The 17,006-nt window shown below is 37.7% G+C and carries 10 protein-coding genes; 1 reads left to right on the plus strand and 9 read right to left on the minus strand.

The features are described from left to right. Nucleotides 1-46 precede the first annotated feature (46 nt). The 5 genes from GJS40_RS08770 to GJS40_RS08790 all read right to left on the minus strand — a co-directional run bounded on the left by GJS40_RS08770 (nt 47) and on the right by GJS40_RS08790 (nt 4,235). A complete protein-coding gene (locus GJS40_RS08770; RefSeq protein WP_270897497.1) occupies nt 47-937 on the minus strand; it encodes a TetR/AcrR family transcriptional regulator in 891 nt (296 codons plus the stop codon). 273 nt (nt 938-1,210) lie between these two features. Continuing rightward, nucleotides 1,211-1,987 (minus strand): arylamine N-acetyltransferase family protein, encoded by a 777-nt coding sequence (locus tag GJS40_RS08775; RefSeq protein ID WP_270897498.1) that lies wholly within the window; start codon nt 1,985-1,987, stop codon nt 1,211-1,213. Between the two features lie 67 nt (nt 1,988-2,054). Beyond that, nucleotides 2,055-2,888 carry a S1C family serine protease gene (locus tag GJS40_RS08780; protein ID WP_270897499.1) on the minus strand — a complete coding sequence of 278 codons (834 nt, stop codon included), beginning with the start codon at nt 2,886-2,888 and terminating at the stop codon, nt 2,055-2,057. 259 nt (nt 2,889-3,147) lie between these two features. After that, nucleotides 3,148-3,636 (minus strand): hypothetical protein, encoded by a 489-nt coding sequence (locus GJS40_RS08785; protein ID WP_270897500.1) that lies wholly within the window; start codon nt 3,634-3,636, stop codon nt 3,148-3,150. A gap of 164 nt (nt 3,637-3,800) precedes the next feature. Then, nucleotides 3,801-4,235 carry a hypothetical protein gene (locus GJS40_RS08790; protein WP_270897501.1) on the minus strand — a complete coding sequence of 145 codons (435 nt, stop codon included), beginning with the start codon at nt 4,233-4,235 and terminating at the stop codon, nt 3,801-3,803. 331 nt (nt 4,236-4,566) lie between these two features. Here GJS40_RS08790 and GJS40_RS08795 point away from each other — a divergent pair, with 331 nt between their 5' ends. Continuing rightward, a complete protein-coding gene (locus tag GJS40_RS08795) occupies nt 4,567-4,902 on the plus strand; it encodes a CHY zinc finger protein (protein WP_270897598.1) in 336 nt (111 codons plus the stop codon). Between the two features lie 312 nt (nt 4,903-5,214). On the opposite strand, the gene GJS40_RS08800 is transcribed toward GJS40_RS08795, so the two are convergent. Genes GJS40_RS08800 through addB form a run of 4 tightly spaced genes read right to left on the minus strand, consistent with a single transcriptional unit; the run spans nt 5,215 to nt 16,892 of the window. Further along, nucleotides 5,215-8,568 (minus strand): SbcC/MukB-like Walker B domain-containing protein, encoded by a 3,354-nt coding sequence (locus GJS40_RS08800; protein ID WP_270897502.1) that lies wholly within the window; start codon nt 8,566-8,568, stop codon nt 5,215-5,217. Beyond that, nucleotides 8,531-9,724, minus strand: a complete 1,194-nt coding sequence (locus GJS40_RS08805) for an exonuclease SbcCD subunit D (protein ID WP_270897503.1) — start codon at nt 9,722-9,724, stop codon at nt 8,531-8,533. Before GJS40_RS08805 ends, GJS40_RS08800 begins: the two co-directional genes overlap by 38 nt. 11 nt (nt 9,725-9,735) lie before the next feature. Further along, on the minus strand, nt 9,736-13,404 hold the full coding sequence (gene addA / locus GJS40_RS08810) for a helicase-exonuclease AddAB subunit AddA (RefSeq protein ID WP_270897504.1): 3,669 nt from the start codon (nt 13,402-13,404) through the stop codon (nt 9,736-9,738). Between the two features lie 2 nt (nt 13,405-13,406). Then, nucleotides 13,407-16,892: a helicase-exonuclease AddAB subunit AddB gene (gene addB, locus GJS40_RS08815; RefSeq protein ID WP_270897505.1), complete on the minus strand. Its 3,486-nt coding sequence runs from the start codon at nt 16,890-16,892 to the stop codon at nt 13,407-13,409. Nucleotides 16,893-17,006: the final 114 nt, after the last annotated feature.

Genomic DNA, 17,006 nt, shown 5'->3' on the forward strand with positions numbered 1-17,006 from the left:
AATTGGTACTTTTTTAACTTCTGTAACGTCATGTTCTCTCTCCACATTATCCGCCTTCTTTTCTCGTCTTTACGATGTATTGTTCCATTCGTTCTAGAGGTTTTTTTACATGAATTTTTTCTTTTAAAAAAGAAATAAGTGCTTTTTTAAGCACTAGTGACTCACTGTCCTGATTCGTTTCTTTTTCTAGCATGGAAATCGCTGATAATGCTTCCTTTTTTTCCGTTTCTTTCCAAGTAGATTGTTCCGTAATATAGTTTTTCACAAGCGTGATATCTTCTTGAAACATTTCTTCTTCATTTTTTGTTTTGAGAGAAATCATATTTTCATATTTTTGAATCGTATCTTTTCTTACCATTGTTGTAAGGCTTGTTTGATTGGAAACGAGTACATCCAACCTTTCCACAATACTTTCCGCAACACGTTTTTTGTCACTTAACGGAAATTCTCGATCAATAAAAACAATGTATTCTTTCATGATCCCTTGTAGAATAAGAACCAAGTCCCATACCTGTTCTTCAATCTGTTTTCCATATACTCTTAATAACCAGTCTCTATGCCAAGTCATCATTAAAGACTTCGTCATTTGAATCGTGTGTTGAAATTTCCGATCTTGAATTGGTACCACTTTATGCAGTAATAAGTATAATTCTCTGTTATCGTTCAGTCGATTCAATTCATAAGCGATGATGGCGATAAACTGCTCCCTTGTTGATAACTGAGTATCTTGCATGACTTGTTGCGCTTCATTTAACGTTTGTTGGTGACTGTATTGAAAGACATCAATCAACAAATCTTCTTTCGAACGGAAATATTTGTAAAAAGTACCTTTGGATACTTCACAAGCAGAAGTGATTTCTTGTACAGAAGTCGCGTCATATCCTTTTTTTGAAATCAATTGAATTGCAGCTAAAATCAAACGTTCTTTTTTATCCATTCTGTTACCTTCATTTTCCTTTCCAATGACTGACTGGTCATAAAAAATACAATCGGTTCATTCTCATTCTAAAAGGAATGAAATCACTTGTCAAAAAAAAGACACAAACTAAATTGTTAGTTTAATGTATGAATGTGTATGAGAGGCCTCTTTCTCAATGTATTTGCCTGGTACGCATACATTATGAAGAGTGCCTCTTCTTTTTTGGCTAGAATTTTGTGAAATATCACCGAGAATTATTTTACACAATACGAAAGGACGTTCCCTTGATCGTTAGAGAGAAAAATACATTTCTTTTATTTTTTGAAATTGATTCTCATCTATTTCACACTTTTTTTCCTCTCCATTCACCCATTTAGTAAACGAGTGATCAGTTAATGTCATACTTCCTTGATCCGTTAAGATATTGATTAACACTTTTTTGTTAAAGTCGCTTTCCTCGTCTTCTTGTATAATTTTTTGGATATGATTTAATTCTTCGAGACGAATCACAGGATTTTTCGAATCAAAGGTATAACCAATTTTCCAATCATCATGTCTATGCTTTAATTTCATATAGAAAATATAATCTCCATAAGGGGTGTTCTCCTTCTCTATCCGGAATTCACCATTTGACGATACGACGCTCTTTCCATTCAGTGGAACTGGACGTAGAGGAACGTTTCCACCAAAACCTACATCAATTAAATAAATTTCTTCGTGATAGTTTATCAAATTTGCTACATGGGTTTTGCCCGTAGCGCTCCATTGCTGCTTTTCTTCATCGTACACATTACCGAGAACGAGACTTGGGTGAAAACCATTTTCTTTTAAAAACAAATACATGATAGGATTGAGCTCGTAACAAAGTCCACCTTCTCTTCTGTCTAAAATTTTATTTATAAGGTTTTCCTTTGTAATTTTTTCTGCTCTTCCTTCAATGATAGATAAGTTTTCAAACGGGATGGTCTTGGATGTCTTTTCAAGCACGGTGTTTAAATGATCAAATGTCATCTTTTCCTTTTGTGAATCATTGATCCTCTCACGAAATAACATGTTTAAATCATGCATCTTATTTCCTCCTTATCACGATTTTGAAATAGAGTAATGCTTAACTACTGTGTAGTTTAAGAGTTTACTAATAGGACGAGAAGGTTTCTTCTAAAAAAGAATGAACATCTTCTATCTTAACCGCCAGACCAACCGGTTGTTGAAGTTGGTCTTGTATTGTTGTTTTCGCATATACCACCCCTGTCACTTCCCCTGTTTCTGTAATCACCGGACTTCCACTATTACCTCGGTAGATTGGTGCAGTGATTCCTAATCGATTTGCTACCACTTGATGATCAGCCATTACTTCTCCTTCATTTGCTATTTTTGTAAATGATAATGGATTTCCAATGACAAAGATATGTTCACCGCTGGGTATCGTTTCTTCTCTCAATGGCAATGTTGGCATATTCCTGGCTTCGATCGATACAAGAGCAAGATCTAGCTCTTCGTCACTTGCGACCAACTCACCTTCAAAAACCTCACCGTTTTCTGTCGTTACTCCAACATAAGCTAAATCATCAACGACGTGGTGATTCGTTAAAAGCAGTCCATTTTCATCAATGAAAAAACCGGTCCCTTTCGTTTGACCAATGCGACTCGTTCCGTGGATCACCACCACTGACTCTCTCCAATCTTGAATCGTTTCATTTTGAGAAAGTTGGTAAGATGTTTTCAGAAAATCAATGGCATCTAAGCGAAACGTATCAACCATCATTGCCGCGATTTGAAACACTAGGAAGAATGCAATGAGTATAGCAATGAAACGGATATAACGCTTTTTTCTCTTTTTTTCTTTTTTCTCATTGGTAAAAGATGATTCTTCTTCTTGGAGTGCTTCTTTAAATTCGTCATATGTCAGTTCTTCATATTTTTCCTCATAAAGTTCATCCATATTGTTATTTTTTTTATCCTCTGACATGCGTCACTACTCCTTTAAAGGAACAAATTATTCTAAAATAATACAATCTCCAATAACGTTTTTATTAAATTATTTTAGTATAACAATAAAATTACCTCTTTACGAAGTGCAAATACTCCGTTCCCCTCGCCTGATTTTTCGTTCTTTAAAAAGAACATCTGAGTGAATATGATTGAATATTAATACGATCATTTCTTTAAATGATTCTTCCTCAAAAAAACCTCGAGACCAAGTCTCGAGGTTTTACCCTATATTATCATTATTCCACATTTAAACGAAGATCCGGCAAATGATTTAAGATGAATTGGTACTTATTAGGATCTGCTTTTAACATAAATTGACGATAATATTTTAAAGCTGTTTCAAAATGCATTGGCATATGGGCATACTCATCAAACACTTGATCAAAAGCGTGATAAGCAAGCATCAGTGATGAGACTAAATCGGTCAGCGGCAAAATATATTTCTTCGACCCGTAATGGGGGGCTGTACATAATGTCATTTGTTCTATTTGATCATCAAAAAATTGAGCGACTTCTTCCACGTATGGGCGATATAATGGGTGAATTGTTTTCGCTTTATTTTCGAAAAATACTCTCCATTCACGACAAAAACTAATCAAGTAAGGTAAGTCGTCCTTTAAAATTTCCATGTCAAAACCAACTTGTCTAATCCGATCCATACTCACTGGTTCCATCATTCGATGGTTAGGACCTAGATAATAAAATTTACGACGATACGTCTTCATTCCGCACCCCGTCTTTCTATACTTGTCTTGCTTTTTAGTTATTCTATCATTTCTTCGTCGCAATTCCTATACTTTTGTTTATTTTTCTTGATTTTTTCCTTCCAATAAAAAAATGAAGCGCACCCGCAAGAAAGGGTGACGCTAACTTTTATCATATATAAATTCTACAGGCAAGACATTCGGCGGATATCACTAATTAACTCTAAAATTTTACTTTCTTTAAAAATGATCTCTTTTAATTCAGGCGTGTATAAATAAATAACAAGGGTATCGCGATCTCGGTTGTCAATGAGTTCAATGCCGCTCTTTTCTTCCTCTCCGTTTAAAATAGGCAGATCAATCTGTTCGCTCACTTTTTCCAAGGAAAGTTTTCCATTAGGTAAGTCTAAAATAATTTTCAAATGATCATCCATATCATCGCAAATCATACCCCAACGTTTTCCGAACCAAGCGCGACAACCAGTGGAGCTAACTAGTGTATATCCATACGGGGGCGTCGGTACAAATTGTGTGCTCGCCCACCCTTTTAGTTCCATTGCACTGCAGAGTTCCTTTGCTTTTGATCTCACTAACGTTTCTTGATTTTCAGTAATATGCATGCTTATTCCTCCTTTAAAGAAATTGTCCCACTCGTCATGAACCAACTCCTTCAACATTAGTAAATTGCTCTATTGTCAATATAACATATTCGCTTTTCCTTTGTCGATGAATAGAAGGAAAATTCTAACTTTTGTCACAAAATGCATGGAAAATTGAAAGATAGTTTAAATTATAACGAATTGTGATTTGGAAGTCAATGATTTTTTTCAAGTTCAACTTAACTGTACCCTAACTCTTCTAGGATGAAACCTGCTTTTAATGTATTTTATGTATGTTATGATAAAACATACGTAAGATAATGCATGGAAGGAGAATGAAACGGTGAAGCGGATGATTGGTCATACTTCTGTTTATGGTGTACGTATTGATGATGAAACCCGGTGTGCTCACTACCATTCAACGTTTGATCGCATCGCCATTCAATTTTATTGTTGTCGGCGTTTTTATGCTTGTTTTGACTGTCACAAACATATGTGTGACCATTCCCATCAAGTCTGGCCTCAAGATAAGTTTGATTACCATGCCGTTTTGTGCGGAAGTTGTGGGAAAAAAATGTCCATTCATGAATATTTACATAGTGATTTTCTCTGTCCTCACTGTCATGTCTCTTTTAACCCGGGATGTCGCTTTCACTATCCCCTGTATTTTGAATGGACAACCAACTGAAAAGAAAAGAGACTAGGACAAAAGTAAATTAATCATAAAAAATCCGAACTAATCCATTAGCTCGGATTTTCCTTTTTAAAGTGGTTCTAGCGTAGGCAGAATACGGAGACTCAAACGTAGGGTAAATGGAGGCGGACTAAAACCGCGACGTCCTGTACGTCGGAAGACCCAAGAGCGGTGGTTTCCCGCGAGGAGGCTGAGGCCGTGCCCGCGGAAAGCAAAGTATTCTGCCGAAGCGGTAATCATTGTTCGTATTTTGATTGGAATGATTTAGTTATGTTCCAATCTCTTACATCATATTATTTTATCCAATTACATAGGGGAAAAGTGAACGCTGCTTCCTTTTCCGCCAGGTTCTGCCGGACGTACAAATAATTTTCTGGACAGTCTTTCTTTTAATTCAGGAACATGACTAATGATTCCAACAGAAATATTTTTTGTTTGTAAATTTTCTAATGCGGACATCACTGTATCTAACAGTTCCTGATCTAGCGTGCCGAATCCTTCATCAAGAAAGAAGAATTCAAGTGGATACTTCCCTTTTAATTGAATGGATGTAGAAAGAGCAAGGGAAAGAGCGAGACTCGTTAAAAACGTTTCTCCTCCTGATAAAGTAGATATCGGACGTCGAATTCCTCCATTTGCGTCATCGCGAATGATAAAACCGCCTTGAGAATCAACTTCAATCGCATATCTACCTCGAGTTAAAATTTGTAAATGTTCCGTCGCAGTTTTACTCACTTGAACGAGCTGTTCTTCTGCGAGAAATTCAACAAACGCTTTGCCGCGAAACACATGATCTAATTTTTCGAGCTGTCCTTTTAAGTGTTCCCATTCTTTCCGTTTCTTTTCTAATTCATCAAACCGTTTTCGTTTTTCTGTTAGTTGACGAATATGATCATTGAGAATACTTCGTTCCTCGCGCACTTTCTCCAATTGTTGAATGACTGTTGTTCGGGTTTTTTCTAAATTATCCCAATCTTCGTCGCTGATGGACTCTCCTGCTAGCTTTTTTTCAAGGTCTTTTTTTCTTTTTTCCCAATGGTGAACCTCTTTGTCGAATTGAGTGATGGAGTTCTGAAGCTCTTCTTTTTTCTCGGAAGGAAGGATGTAACGCTCCACTTCCTCTGGTAGAAAATCGTCCCTTTTCTTTTTCTCCCACTCTTCTTTTGCTTTTTCCCAACGTTCTTTCGCATTGTGATAGGCGTGAACGGCCACATGCATTTCTTTTTCCGAAGAAGTGTAGTCGTTTGAATGTTTTTCCAGTCGTTTTGTCCACTCGTTTTCTTTTCGCTTGATTTCGAGCCGTTTCTCTTCTGTTTTTTGTATCAGTTGTTCAAGCGACATTTCTCCTAATAATTGTGCCACTTTTTGTTCTATGTCTTTCAGCGTTTCTTGTAATTGTTTGTACTCTTGTTCGATGCGTGCTTCTTCTGTTTGTAACTGTTGGAGGTACTCATTCGTTTCGCGTAAGACCTGTTCTTCTTTTTCAACGACTTGCATTCCTTTTTCAATGCGATGATGAAGTTTCTCCCATTCTTGTTCGCGTTTTTCTATTTTTTTTCTTCGCTCGTCCATCGTATGAATATGAAAATCAGGAAAGTTTTTACTCCATTCCTCTTGTTCTTTTTGAAGGCGAGTTTTAAGAATTGTTTCCTTTTCTTTTAATTCTTCGTAATGTTGTTTTGCGACTTGGAAATCATAGTTTCTTTTTTGTGCAGTTTCCATCCAATGTTCGTACGTTTTTTTCTCTTCTTCTAACTGAGAAAGAAGACGTGAAATCGTCTTTTCTTCTTTTTCCCACATCTGTTCGTAAGCAGACCAACTGTCTCTTGTGAACTCCTCCATTGCAGGATAAGTACGGTTTTCGGTGGTGGCTGCAACTTCTTTTGTGATGGGAAGGAGTGATTGAGACGCTTGTTCGAGTTTCCACATGCGTTCCCGTAATCGCGTCAGTTGTTTCATTGCTTCTTTTCTAAGTTCGGTCAATAAAAATTGTTCGTTTTCCCTTGTTTGTTCTTTTCCGTGATGAGAAGACATATCGTGCGTCGTTGAACCACAGACGGGACATGGCTCTCCTTCTTTCAAAGTAGTTGCTAACTCTCGTGCCATTTCCTCTAAACGTTTTTGTTCTATTCGTTGTTCTAATAGAGAAACGGAGCGTTCCAGCCATTGATAATCATCACTGGCTTTGTTGTACCAGTGCATGAATTGAGACAAGCGTTGTTCTAATTTATTTTTATATGCTTCTTGCTTCCTTTCTAGTTCTTTCTTTTGTTGTTCAATTTCATTTATTTTTTTGTATTGTATCTCTTTTTCTTGTTTTCGTTCATTCCATTGAGAAGAAAGCTCATCGATGCGATATTTATGTTCGAGAGCTTGATACACTTTTTGCTTTTCTTCCGCTGAAACTTTAACTTCTGCTTGGTTTCGTTTTAAATCATTTAGTATATTTGTGTATTTTTTTACGTTTTCATCTCGTTGTTTTTGCTCAACTGTTGCTTTCTCTTTCTCTTGAAGGAGACGATTTCTTTTCTCTTTTACGTGTTTAAACGCTAATGCATACGATTCTTGTTCTTCTTGAAGCTCTTTCACTTTTTCAATCATTCTTGTCGTTTCTTCTAATAAAGGAAGTTGTCTTTCTTTGTCTTCTTCAAATTGTTTCCATTCATTTTGTAAATGAACATATATTTGCTTCTTTTGTTCGTATTGCTTTATCGCTTTTTCTCTCTTTTGTTGCCACGTTTCCAGTTCTGTTTTTGATTCTAAATATGCAGTTGCGATCGGTAATAGCTGTTCTGCTTTTTCTGAACGCTCTAGCGCGAGCATCGCACGTTTCATCTCATCTTCTTGTTGTTTTAATTGGTGTAACTTTTCTATCGAAGCGTTGTGTTCTATTTGCCATTCTCGTATTTCTTTTGCTTTGTTCCACGTTTTTTCTATTTCTTCTTGTTGTTTTTGTAAGGATTCCCATTGTTTCTCCAAGCTTAAAAGCCTGTCTTTCATTGCTTGTAAGCGGGTGCGGGATACATCTCCTAAGCCTTGTTGTTCGGCGCTAATTTTTTCTTGTTCGTGTTTGACTTGTTGCAAGCGGAAACGAAGTTCATAAATGAGTTCATCTCCATATTTTTCTAAGTGAAATAATCGCTGTAACATTTGGCGACGTTCGCTTCCGCGTAACTTCAAGAACTCAGAGAATTTATTTTGAGGAAGAACAACCGCCCGTGTAAAGTCATCGACAGAAAGTCCGAGTAACTCTTTGATTTTTTCATCCACTTCCGTTTTTTTATCTGCGATGACGATGGGAGAGCTTTTTACTGTCACATCAATAAGTCGACAAACCGTTGTTTGAATACGTTGTTCTTTCGTTCTTTTTAACACTCTTTCCACTTTATATGTAATGGAACGATCTTTATCCTTTAAGGAAAAGGTAAATGTCACTTCCAATTCCTTTTCAGCATGGTTGATGATGCTGTATGCTTGCGATGTCACTCGATCTACTCGGCCATATAAAGAAAGAGTGATTGCATCTAGTATCGATGACTTCCCACTACCGGTTGGTCCGAAGATACCGAATACTCCCCCTTGACAGAGGGACGAAAAATCAATCGTCACTTTTTCACGAAAGCTATGAAGGCCTTTCATGGTTAATTCTATCGGACGCACCAGCATGTCCCTCCTTGTCTACAATGTCCATAAATAACCGAACGAGACTTTCGTCCGCTTTTGCCCCTCCCGTTTGTATTTCATAAAACTTTTGAAACAACTGGTCAATGGGCATATGGGCTCTTTTTATCTCTTCGCTATTGTCTTCCTCTTCCCCGATAAAAACTGGCCGAATGTGAACAATTCCTTCATGTGCTTGACGAATCATATGTATGTCTTCGATGGATGGCGTATCTTCCACGTGTACTTCTATGTCCACCCAAGCGTTGTCATCTTTTCCTTCTGCCAACCACTTCTTCACTTGATTCAGCCCTTCTTTTGCAATCCAGCGAACGAGAGGACGTCCACAAGAAAGAGGAATTTCTGTTACGTTCGGTTCTTCGTGAGGAGCGACATCGACAATGGTCACCGACTTCGTATACCCTGCTTCTGAAAAACTAAAAGCAAGTGGGGAGCCGGAATAACGAATGCGATGATTTCCGTTGATCTCTTGTGGTCGATGCAAATGACCAAGGGCAGTATATTGAACGGAAGGAAGAGTGTCCGGATGAATCGTATACGCTCCTCCTACTTCAATCGGTCGTTCGGAGTCGGAGGTGCTCCCACCTGCAACAAACAAATGACTCATTGCGACAGATACTGCATCTTTTGAAAAATTTTTGGTCATTTCAGTAAATAAATATTTTATTTTTTTATTATAAGCATCTCTTAACGATGTTTCCTCGGGCACTTCGTGAAACCATCCTTTTAAACGTGATTCTGATGGGTACGGAAGCGCAGCCAGCTCGAGTATTTCGTCTTTTACCGGAATGGTTTGTGGCTGAATTCCCGGGTACCCAAGGAGACGAACTCCTTGATTTTTTGCCATTCGTTTTGCTGCTGTTAGTCTGTCGGGATGATCATGGTTTCCGGCAATGATGATCATTGGTAGTTTGTATTTTTCGGTAAGTAGACTTATATTTTCATAAAATAACTGTTCTGCCGCGGCAGGAGGGTTCACCGTATCAAATACGTCACCTGCCATCAACAACACATCAATTTTTTCATCCCGAACAATCTGTTCAAGTTCATCAAAAAAAGCTTCATGTTCTTGAAACCGACTTCTTCCTTCTAATGTCTTTCCTAAATGCCAATCGGCTGTATGAAGAATTCTCACGTTCTCCCCCCTTACTCCATCATATTTATCATGACATGTCCGTCAAACATGTATAAATAAGCTTGTTTAATTTCTTCTTTCCAAATATGAGAAATCGCTTCTCTATATAAATCAATTTGCGTTTGATACCTATTTTTCATCACTTCCGTTGCTTTCTCCGGATTTGTAGGATAGCGTCGCATAAAAGCGTCCGTTTTATAATCTACTAATACGAGTTGGTTTTTTTCATCCTTAAACAAGCAGTCCACCGTTCCTTGTAATAAGATAAAATCAGCCAGTCCTTCTTCTTTTTTCGCATAACTGAAAGGAATCTCCCGATATACTTCATTGGATGTTCTTAATTGCATTCCAAGCTTTGATTGTAAAAACGTGTAAATTTCATTGCTATCAACCAGTTTCCCTTCTTCTTCCGTCAAGATTTCTCTCTCTACAAGTGCATGAACAAAACGGTGAATGTCTTCTGCCGACATTTCTCGCTGAAGCGGAAGGTGTTCTAAGACGGTGTGAACAACCGTTCCCCTTGCTGCACTGGAAGGTTTTTTTGTTTGTTCTAAAAAAGTTGGTTGTTCGTAATCATCGGCACGAAATGATGGCTTATACAATGGTTCGCTATAAGCGTCCATAAAGGTCCGCTTATATTCACTGACTGTCTGTTTGGAACGGGTATTCACCGCTTCTTCGTGTTGGTAACGCCATCCAAGCTTTTGATGAATATCTTGTTGAAATGGACTTCTCATATCCACTGGCTCTAAACGAGACACTTGAGCAAGTATGTCGTTATTTGCTTTAGATGGCGATGGTTCATTCTCTTTTAACGATCCTTTCTCCACAAAAGTAATGTTCCATTCGGAATCGTCATAGAATCGCTCATCTTCTCTTTTTTCTTCAACCCAATTTTGAAGAGCGCGATGACGAAAAATCGCTCTGCCAATCCAATCAAGGTAAGACAGCGCTTGAAGACGCTCGCTTTCTGGTAGTATCCACTCAGAAGCGTTGCTATTTTCTCTCCATGTCTCGATGGATTTTTCAGCGTCATTGACAGTTCCAATAAGAAACAATTTTTCTTTCGCTCGCGTCATGGCGACATATAAGACTCTCATCTCTTCTGATAGATTCTCTTCTAAAATGCGACGTTTCACTGCCCGATAAGATAAGGTAGGTTTTTGGATTCTTTTCTCGACATCTACATGTTTAACTCCTATACCAAGCTCTTTATGCAAAAGAACTTTTTCTCGGATATCATTAAAATTAAACTGTTTATTTAGTCCAGCAAGAAAAACAACCGGAAACTCAAGTCCTTTACTTTTATGAATCGTCATCATTCGTACGACATCTTCTTGTTCACTTAATGCTCTTGCCAAACCAAAATCATCCTTTCGACTTTGCACTCTTTCGATAAAGCGCAAAAATCGAAATAAGCCGCGAAACGATGTTTTTTCATAAGCTCTTGCTTTATCATAGAGAGAGAGTAAATTCGCTTGGCGTTGATTTCCATTAGGCAAACCACCAACAAAATCGTAGTACCCTGTTTCACGGAATAGCTTCCAAATAAATTCGGATAGAATTTCACGACGTGCTTGTCCTCTCCAAAGAAGGAGTTGTTCGTAAAACTTGGTTGCTTTTTGTTGCCAAGATGCATTCGTTGGCGCATTCACTGCCTCCTTTAATGCTTCAAAAAAAGGGGCTTGTTTCTTCTGAATGCGAATATGGGCAAGCTCTTCTTCATTCATACCGACAATTGGAGAACGAAGGACAGCAACTAAAGGGATATCTTGATACGGGTTGTCAATCGTTTTAAGTAATGACAACATCACATTGATTTCCATTGCTTCAAAGTACCCTTCGTTTAATTCTGCATAGAGCGGAACACCTTCATTTTTGAATTCTTCCATGATCACGTTCGCCCAAGACATCGAACGCATTAAAATAACAATGTCACGATACGTAATCGGTCGCATTTGTTTTATTTGTTTATCATAGATTGGGTGTTTTGATTGAATCATTTTTTTAATTTGTCGTGCCATCCATCTTGCTTCTAGTTGCCCTGTTTCAAGATCTTTCTCCGGGTCATCTTCATCTTCTCCGGATAATGGGTTCCCTTTATTAATAATAACAATCTCTGTGTTTGTATATTCTTTCTCTACTTCTGGATATTGTTCATTTCCTGCTTTTAATGTTTCCTGGTCATCATAATGAATGTCACCAATTTTTTCGTCCATAATTTGTTTGAATAAAAAATTCACCGCATCCAACACTTGTTTACGACTGCGAAAATTTTTATCTAACTGTATTTTCCAACCTGGTGTTCCGTCTGTTCTATTAAACCGTTTATATTTATCGAGAAACAACGTTGGTTCGGCGAGACGAAAGCGATAAATGCTTTGTTTTACGTCTCCGACAAAAAAACAGTTATCGCCACGAGATAGTTGTTGTAATAATGTCTCTTGCGTCAAATTCACGTCTTGGTATTCATCCACTAATATCTCTTTTAATTGGGAACGATACGTCTCACGGACTTCCGCGTCTTCTTGTAAAATGCGTAACGCGTAATGTTCCAAGTCAGAGAAGTCAGCGACTCCCCTTTCCTCTTTTAATGATTGAAAGGCATTTGAAAACTCTTTTACTGTTTCAGTAAGCACTTTAATGGCCGGATACATCTGTTTTAAGTCTTGTAAAAGCGTATCCGGTGATTCAGAAAAAGTTTCTTGCACCATCTTTGTGACAGACTCTTTTGCTTTATTTCGTAATTGTTTCGCTTTTTCTTTTAATGAGTCATCCACGTCGTCTTTTGAACGAATTGCTTTGAGACGGCCAAAGGAAATGTTTTTTAATTTATGATATAAATCTTCCCATCTTTCCAACGATTGGGCTTCTTGGAGCTGAAATAAATCATTTTCTATCGTCTCGATATAAGGATAAGGTCCTCCTTCTTCCTCTCCGATCGCTTTTGCTTGTTCCAAGGATTGAATCGCTTCTGTAAGAGTTGCTTTTGCTTCAGTGAACACGATTTTTCCCCACAGTTGCTCTTCAATGGGAGTATCCGTCGAGAGATGATACATGTCTTTCACCTCATCCAACCAACGTGTAGGATCGGGATGGGAACGAGAAAAATCGTACAACTTTAAAACGACTTCTTTCCAACCATTGTCATTACGGTCATTACTAAAACGGTCAACCGCATCGAGAAAAGCTTCATTGTTTTCTTTACCATAATTTGCTTCTAACACTTCTTCCAATACTTCTTCTTTCAATAATTCTCCTTCTGTGTTATCTAACATGCGAAAATGAGGATCTACGTTTATTTTATAGTAATATTTGCGTACAAGTTTCATGCAGAAAGAATGTAGTGTAGAGATATTCGCGCGATTTAAAAGCGCAATTTGTCTTCTTAATCGTAAAGAACCGGGATGTTGTTGCATTTTTTCTTCCAGTTTTTCTGCTAGGCGATTTTTCATTTCCATTGCTGCGGCATTTGTAAATGTGACAATAAGCAATTGATCGATATCTACGGGATTTGTTTCATCGGTAATCTTTTCAATAATACGTTCAATTAGTACAGCCGTTTTACCACTTCCTGCTGCAGCGGAAACGAGGATATTGTGTCCGGATGAAGCGATGGCTTCCCACTGACTATCTGTCCATTGTACTTCTTTCGGTTTTTCTTTCCGCAGAATTGTCATCGTTATTCCCTCTCTCCTGCATTTCTTTCGAACAATTCTTTTTTTAATTCTTCTTTGGTTGCGTGTAAATGGCGGTATTCATTCCCGGAAAAGTTTGTATCAAATTGACAAATCGATAGAAACGGACAGTACGTACATGCTGTCTGTTGCTTCTGTTTAATCGGTTGAATCTCGGTTTCCCCGTGTACAATTTTTTCGCCAATTTCTTTTAATTTTTTTCGGATAAATGCACGCAATGCCTCAAACTGTTCCGAAGATAACACTTGAGAGCGCTTATCAAAAGTTCCATCTTTTTTAAATGCAGCTGGAATGTAAAGAGAGCTTCCTTTTCCTGGTTGTAACGATTGATCCATCAATCGAATCGCTTCTTCGTCTTCTAACAGTAGCCCTTTCATTTTAAACTTTTTTAACAACTCTTTTTCTAATTGATCCATTGTTAATTTGTTGCTGCTTTGAATGATTGGATCATGAACGTGAAAATATAACATTCCTGCTGGTTTCGCTTTTTCTCCCAACCATTCTTCCGAAAATGTAAGAATGACATCTAGATAAACGAGCATTTGTAAAGAAAGTCCAAAATATACCTCTTCAAAATTAATATTTTTGTCACTAGATTTATAGTCAATGATTCTCACATAGACGCCATGTTTGTTTTCGGCTTTATCAACGCGATCAATTCTTCCGCCAATCTCCATGATTGTCCCATCATTTAACGTAAAGCGAAGAGGCGGTAACTCTTCTCTTTCCCCAAAAGCTAACTCTAATCCCACTGGTGCAAAACCTGAAATATGAGCTTGTTTTCGTAAAACTTGAGCCGCCCGAATAATGATTTGTTCTAATTTTTTTTCGAGATACTGATAACGAAATGAGCTTTGGAAAATATTTCGTTGAATAAATGGTGTAAAAGAGCGGCTACTTGCTCGCGCGATATCATGACATTCCTTTTCACTTAATTCGCCCCATTGTTTTCCTATCGATTGAATTTTTTGGGCGATATCTTTTAACGCTGCGTGAAAAAGTTGACCGATATCCGGTGCTTCTAATTGATAAATGTCTCTTTCTTTTAACCGCAAGCCGTACGTGATAAAGTGCGAAAAAGGACAAGTTTCAAATTGTTCTGCCCTAGAAACACTTGTTTTTAATTTTTTTCCATATAGTTGTTTACTTAACGACGGCGAAAGAGACATTGCTTTATTGTCATAAAATAAACTACGCAATACAGTAGCGATAGGCGCATCCGTCTGTTGCGCGACATACCAATTGTACACATCCCACCAAATGGATGAAATAGGGTATCCTTTTTGCCATTGCTCCATCTGCGTCGTTAAAAATGATAATGTTTTTTGATGATTGCCAATAAATTCCAATTGTTCTTCTTCGTCGTATTCATGAGGCTCATTAAATAATAGCTTTTCTTCCATATTCGGAAACATTTCTTTTAACTGATGCAACAAAATGGACGGTTGCATTGCGTTACCTTCTTCATCTGCTAATGCATAACTCAAATACAATTCTTTTTGTGGGGTACTTAACACTCGATAAATCAAAAAAGGCTCATTTAAAATTGCTTTTCTGGAGTTATCTGCTAATTCAATTCCTTCTTCTTCGAACCACTCGCGATCTTCGTCGTTTAATAGACCATCTTCTTCAAAAGTTGCCGGCAAGATTCCTTCATTTACTCCTAAGAGAAAAACAACTTTGACGGAAGATAAACGAGATCTTTCCATGTCCGCAACAGTGACTTGATCGATGGCAGGAGGTACGATGTTAAAAGTCATGGATAATAATCCCGCTTCCACCATTTGACGAAACATCGTGAGCGACACTTCTTCTTCTCCTGCAACACGCACCACTTGGTCTAGTAACTCGACGATGGCTCCCCACACTTGTTCATGCTCACGCACGCTGGCAAAATCGTTCTGTTCTTTTGCCTCATCGATGAGCTTCTCAATCTTTTGGGGAATTCGAAGGTCTTCCAAAAATTGATAAAGTACCGCGGCGTAATCACGAATAGTTTGGGCATTTGTAAACTGTTTTTCAAGTGTTAATAACGGTTGGGATAGTTTCATTCTTAATCGATGAATCTGTTGTTCTTCTTCTGTTGTATCGGCTTTTTTGTCTTTATCTATTGCAGTTCGAGGTTTCAACGTCCATCGTTTTCGCTGTTTCCAATGTTTTTCTTTTATTCCATAAGCAAGTACGTAATTTTCTAATATATCTACTTCTTCTCTCGCTTTTGTCCAATCTTCTTCGATAGAAAAAAACATGTCCGTTTTCCAAGTACGGAATAACGATTCGTATCGCCAATTTTCCGTTAATGCTTCGAGTGTAGAACGGATACATTCCATCACAGGATGATGCAGCATTGGACGCGCTTCGTCCATAAATAAAGGGATATTATAGTCTTTTGCGGTCGTCTGAAGGAGTTCATTATATGTTTCTATTTTTCTTGTTACAATTGCGATATCTCGAAAGCGATAGGCTTTTTCTTGAACAAGTTTTAATATTTGTCTCATTATCCCATCCACTTCCGCTCGTCGATTCACCCCGGCAAATAGAAAAATATTATCATGTGAATGGACAGACGGAGCAGGTCGTTTCTCAAAATGTTGTTCTAAATGACGGAGGGTAGTCATTTCTCCTTGGTGAGTAAATGTCCTTATTTCCTCTATCTCACATGTAGTCTTCTCACAAAGGGAGACTAATTTTCGATATGTCATTCCTGTTTGATAAAATAAATCTAAAGGATGAGGTGGCTCATGATCGTACGGTTGATCTAATGTCAACGCAAATGTGATATGAGAAGATATTTTCATCAACTGTTGAAGAACTTCTAATTCTTGTGGCGTAAATGAATGGAAGCCATCAACGTAAATAACGGCATCTTGCAGATAGCGAGAATGAGGAATTGCTTCAGTTAATAAATGTAAATAATCTTCGCTGCCTATATATTGATTCGCCATTTCCATTTCAATTTGATCCCAAATATGAATAAGGTCGTGAAGTTTATCAGACAATATTTCTTCTTGGGACGTTTTATTGTCTTTCCCTTCCAATTCCCGTAGCTTATCTTCTAATAGGGATGGAAACACTTGATGACGTTTGAATTCGACTAACATACGCTCTATTTGTTCGATAAAGCCTTGTTTATCTGATGTTCTTGTATAAAGGCGAAAATTGTCTTTTTCCTTTTCAATGACTTTGCGAAGTAGCATATGAAAACCACTTTTTTGTAGTACTGTTTTTGCAATGCCGCCTACTTCTTTTAATACTCGCCATGCTAACCGAGAAAAACTGAGTACTTGCGCTCGACTCGTCCCACCACATAGAGAAACGAGAGCATGTTCTGCTTGGAATGTCATTTGATCAGGAACTAAATAAACAATCGATCGGTGATCCATTTCGTGATGCAATTCAGTCACAATTTCTCGATATATAGCCGTTGTTTTTCCGGTTTTTGATCTACCAATAAAAAAATGAACCCCCATGATTTTCATCCTTTTCTTATGTATTCATTCCGAATAAGAATCATATGTTCCCTTATTACTCATATTGTATCGAACTCATTGAAAAAGGAAAAGACTTTCCATAAGAAAAACTCC

Source organism: Aliibacillus thermotolerans (assembly GCF_027853235.1).
Taxonomy (GTDB): Bacteria; Bacillota; Bacilli; order Bacillales; family Marinococcaceae; genus Aliibacillus; species Aliibacillus thermotolerans.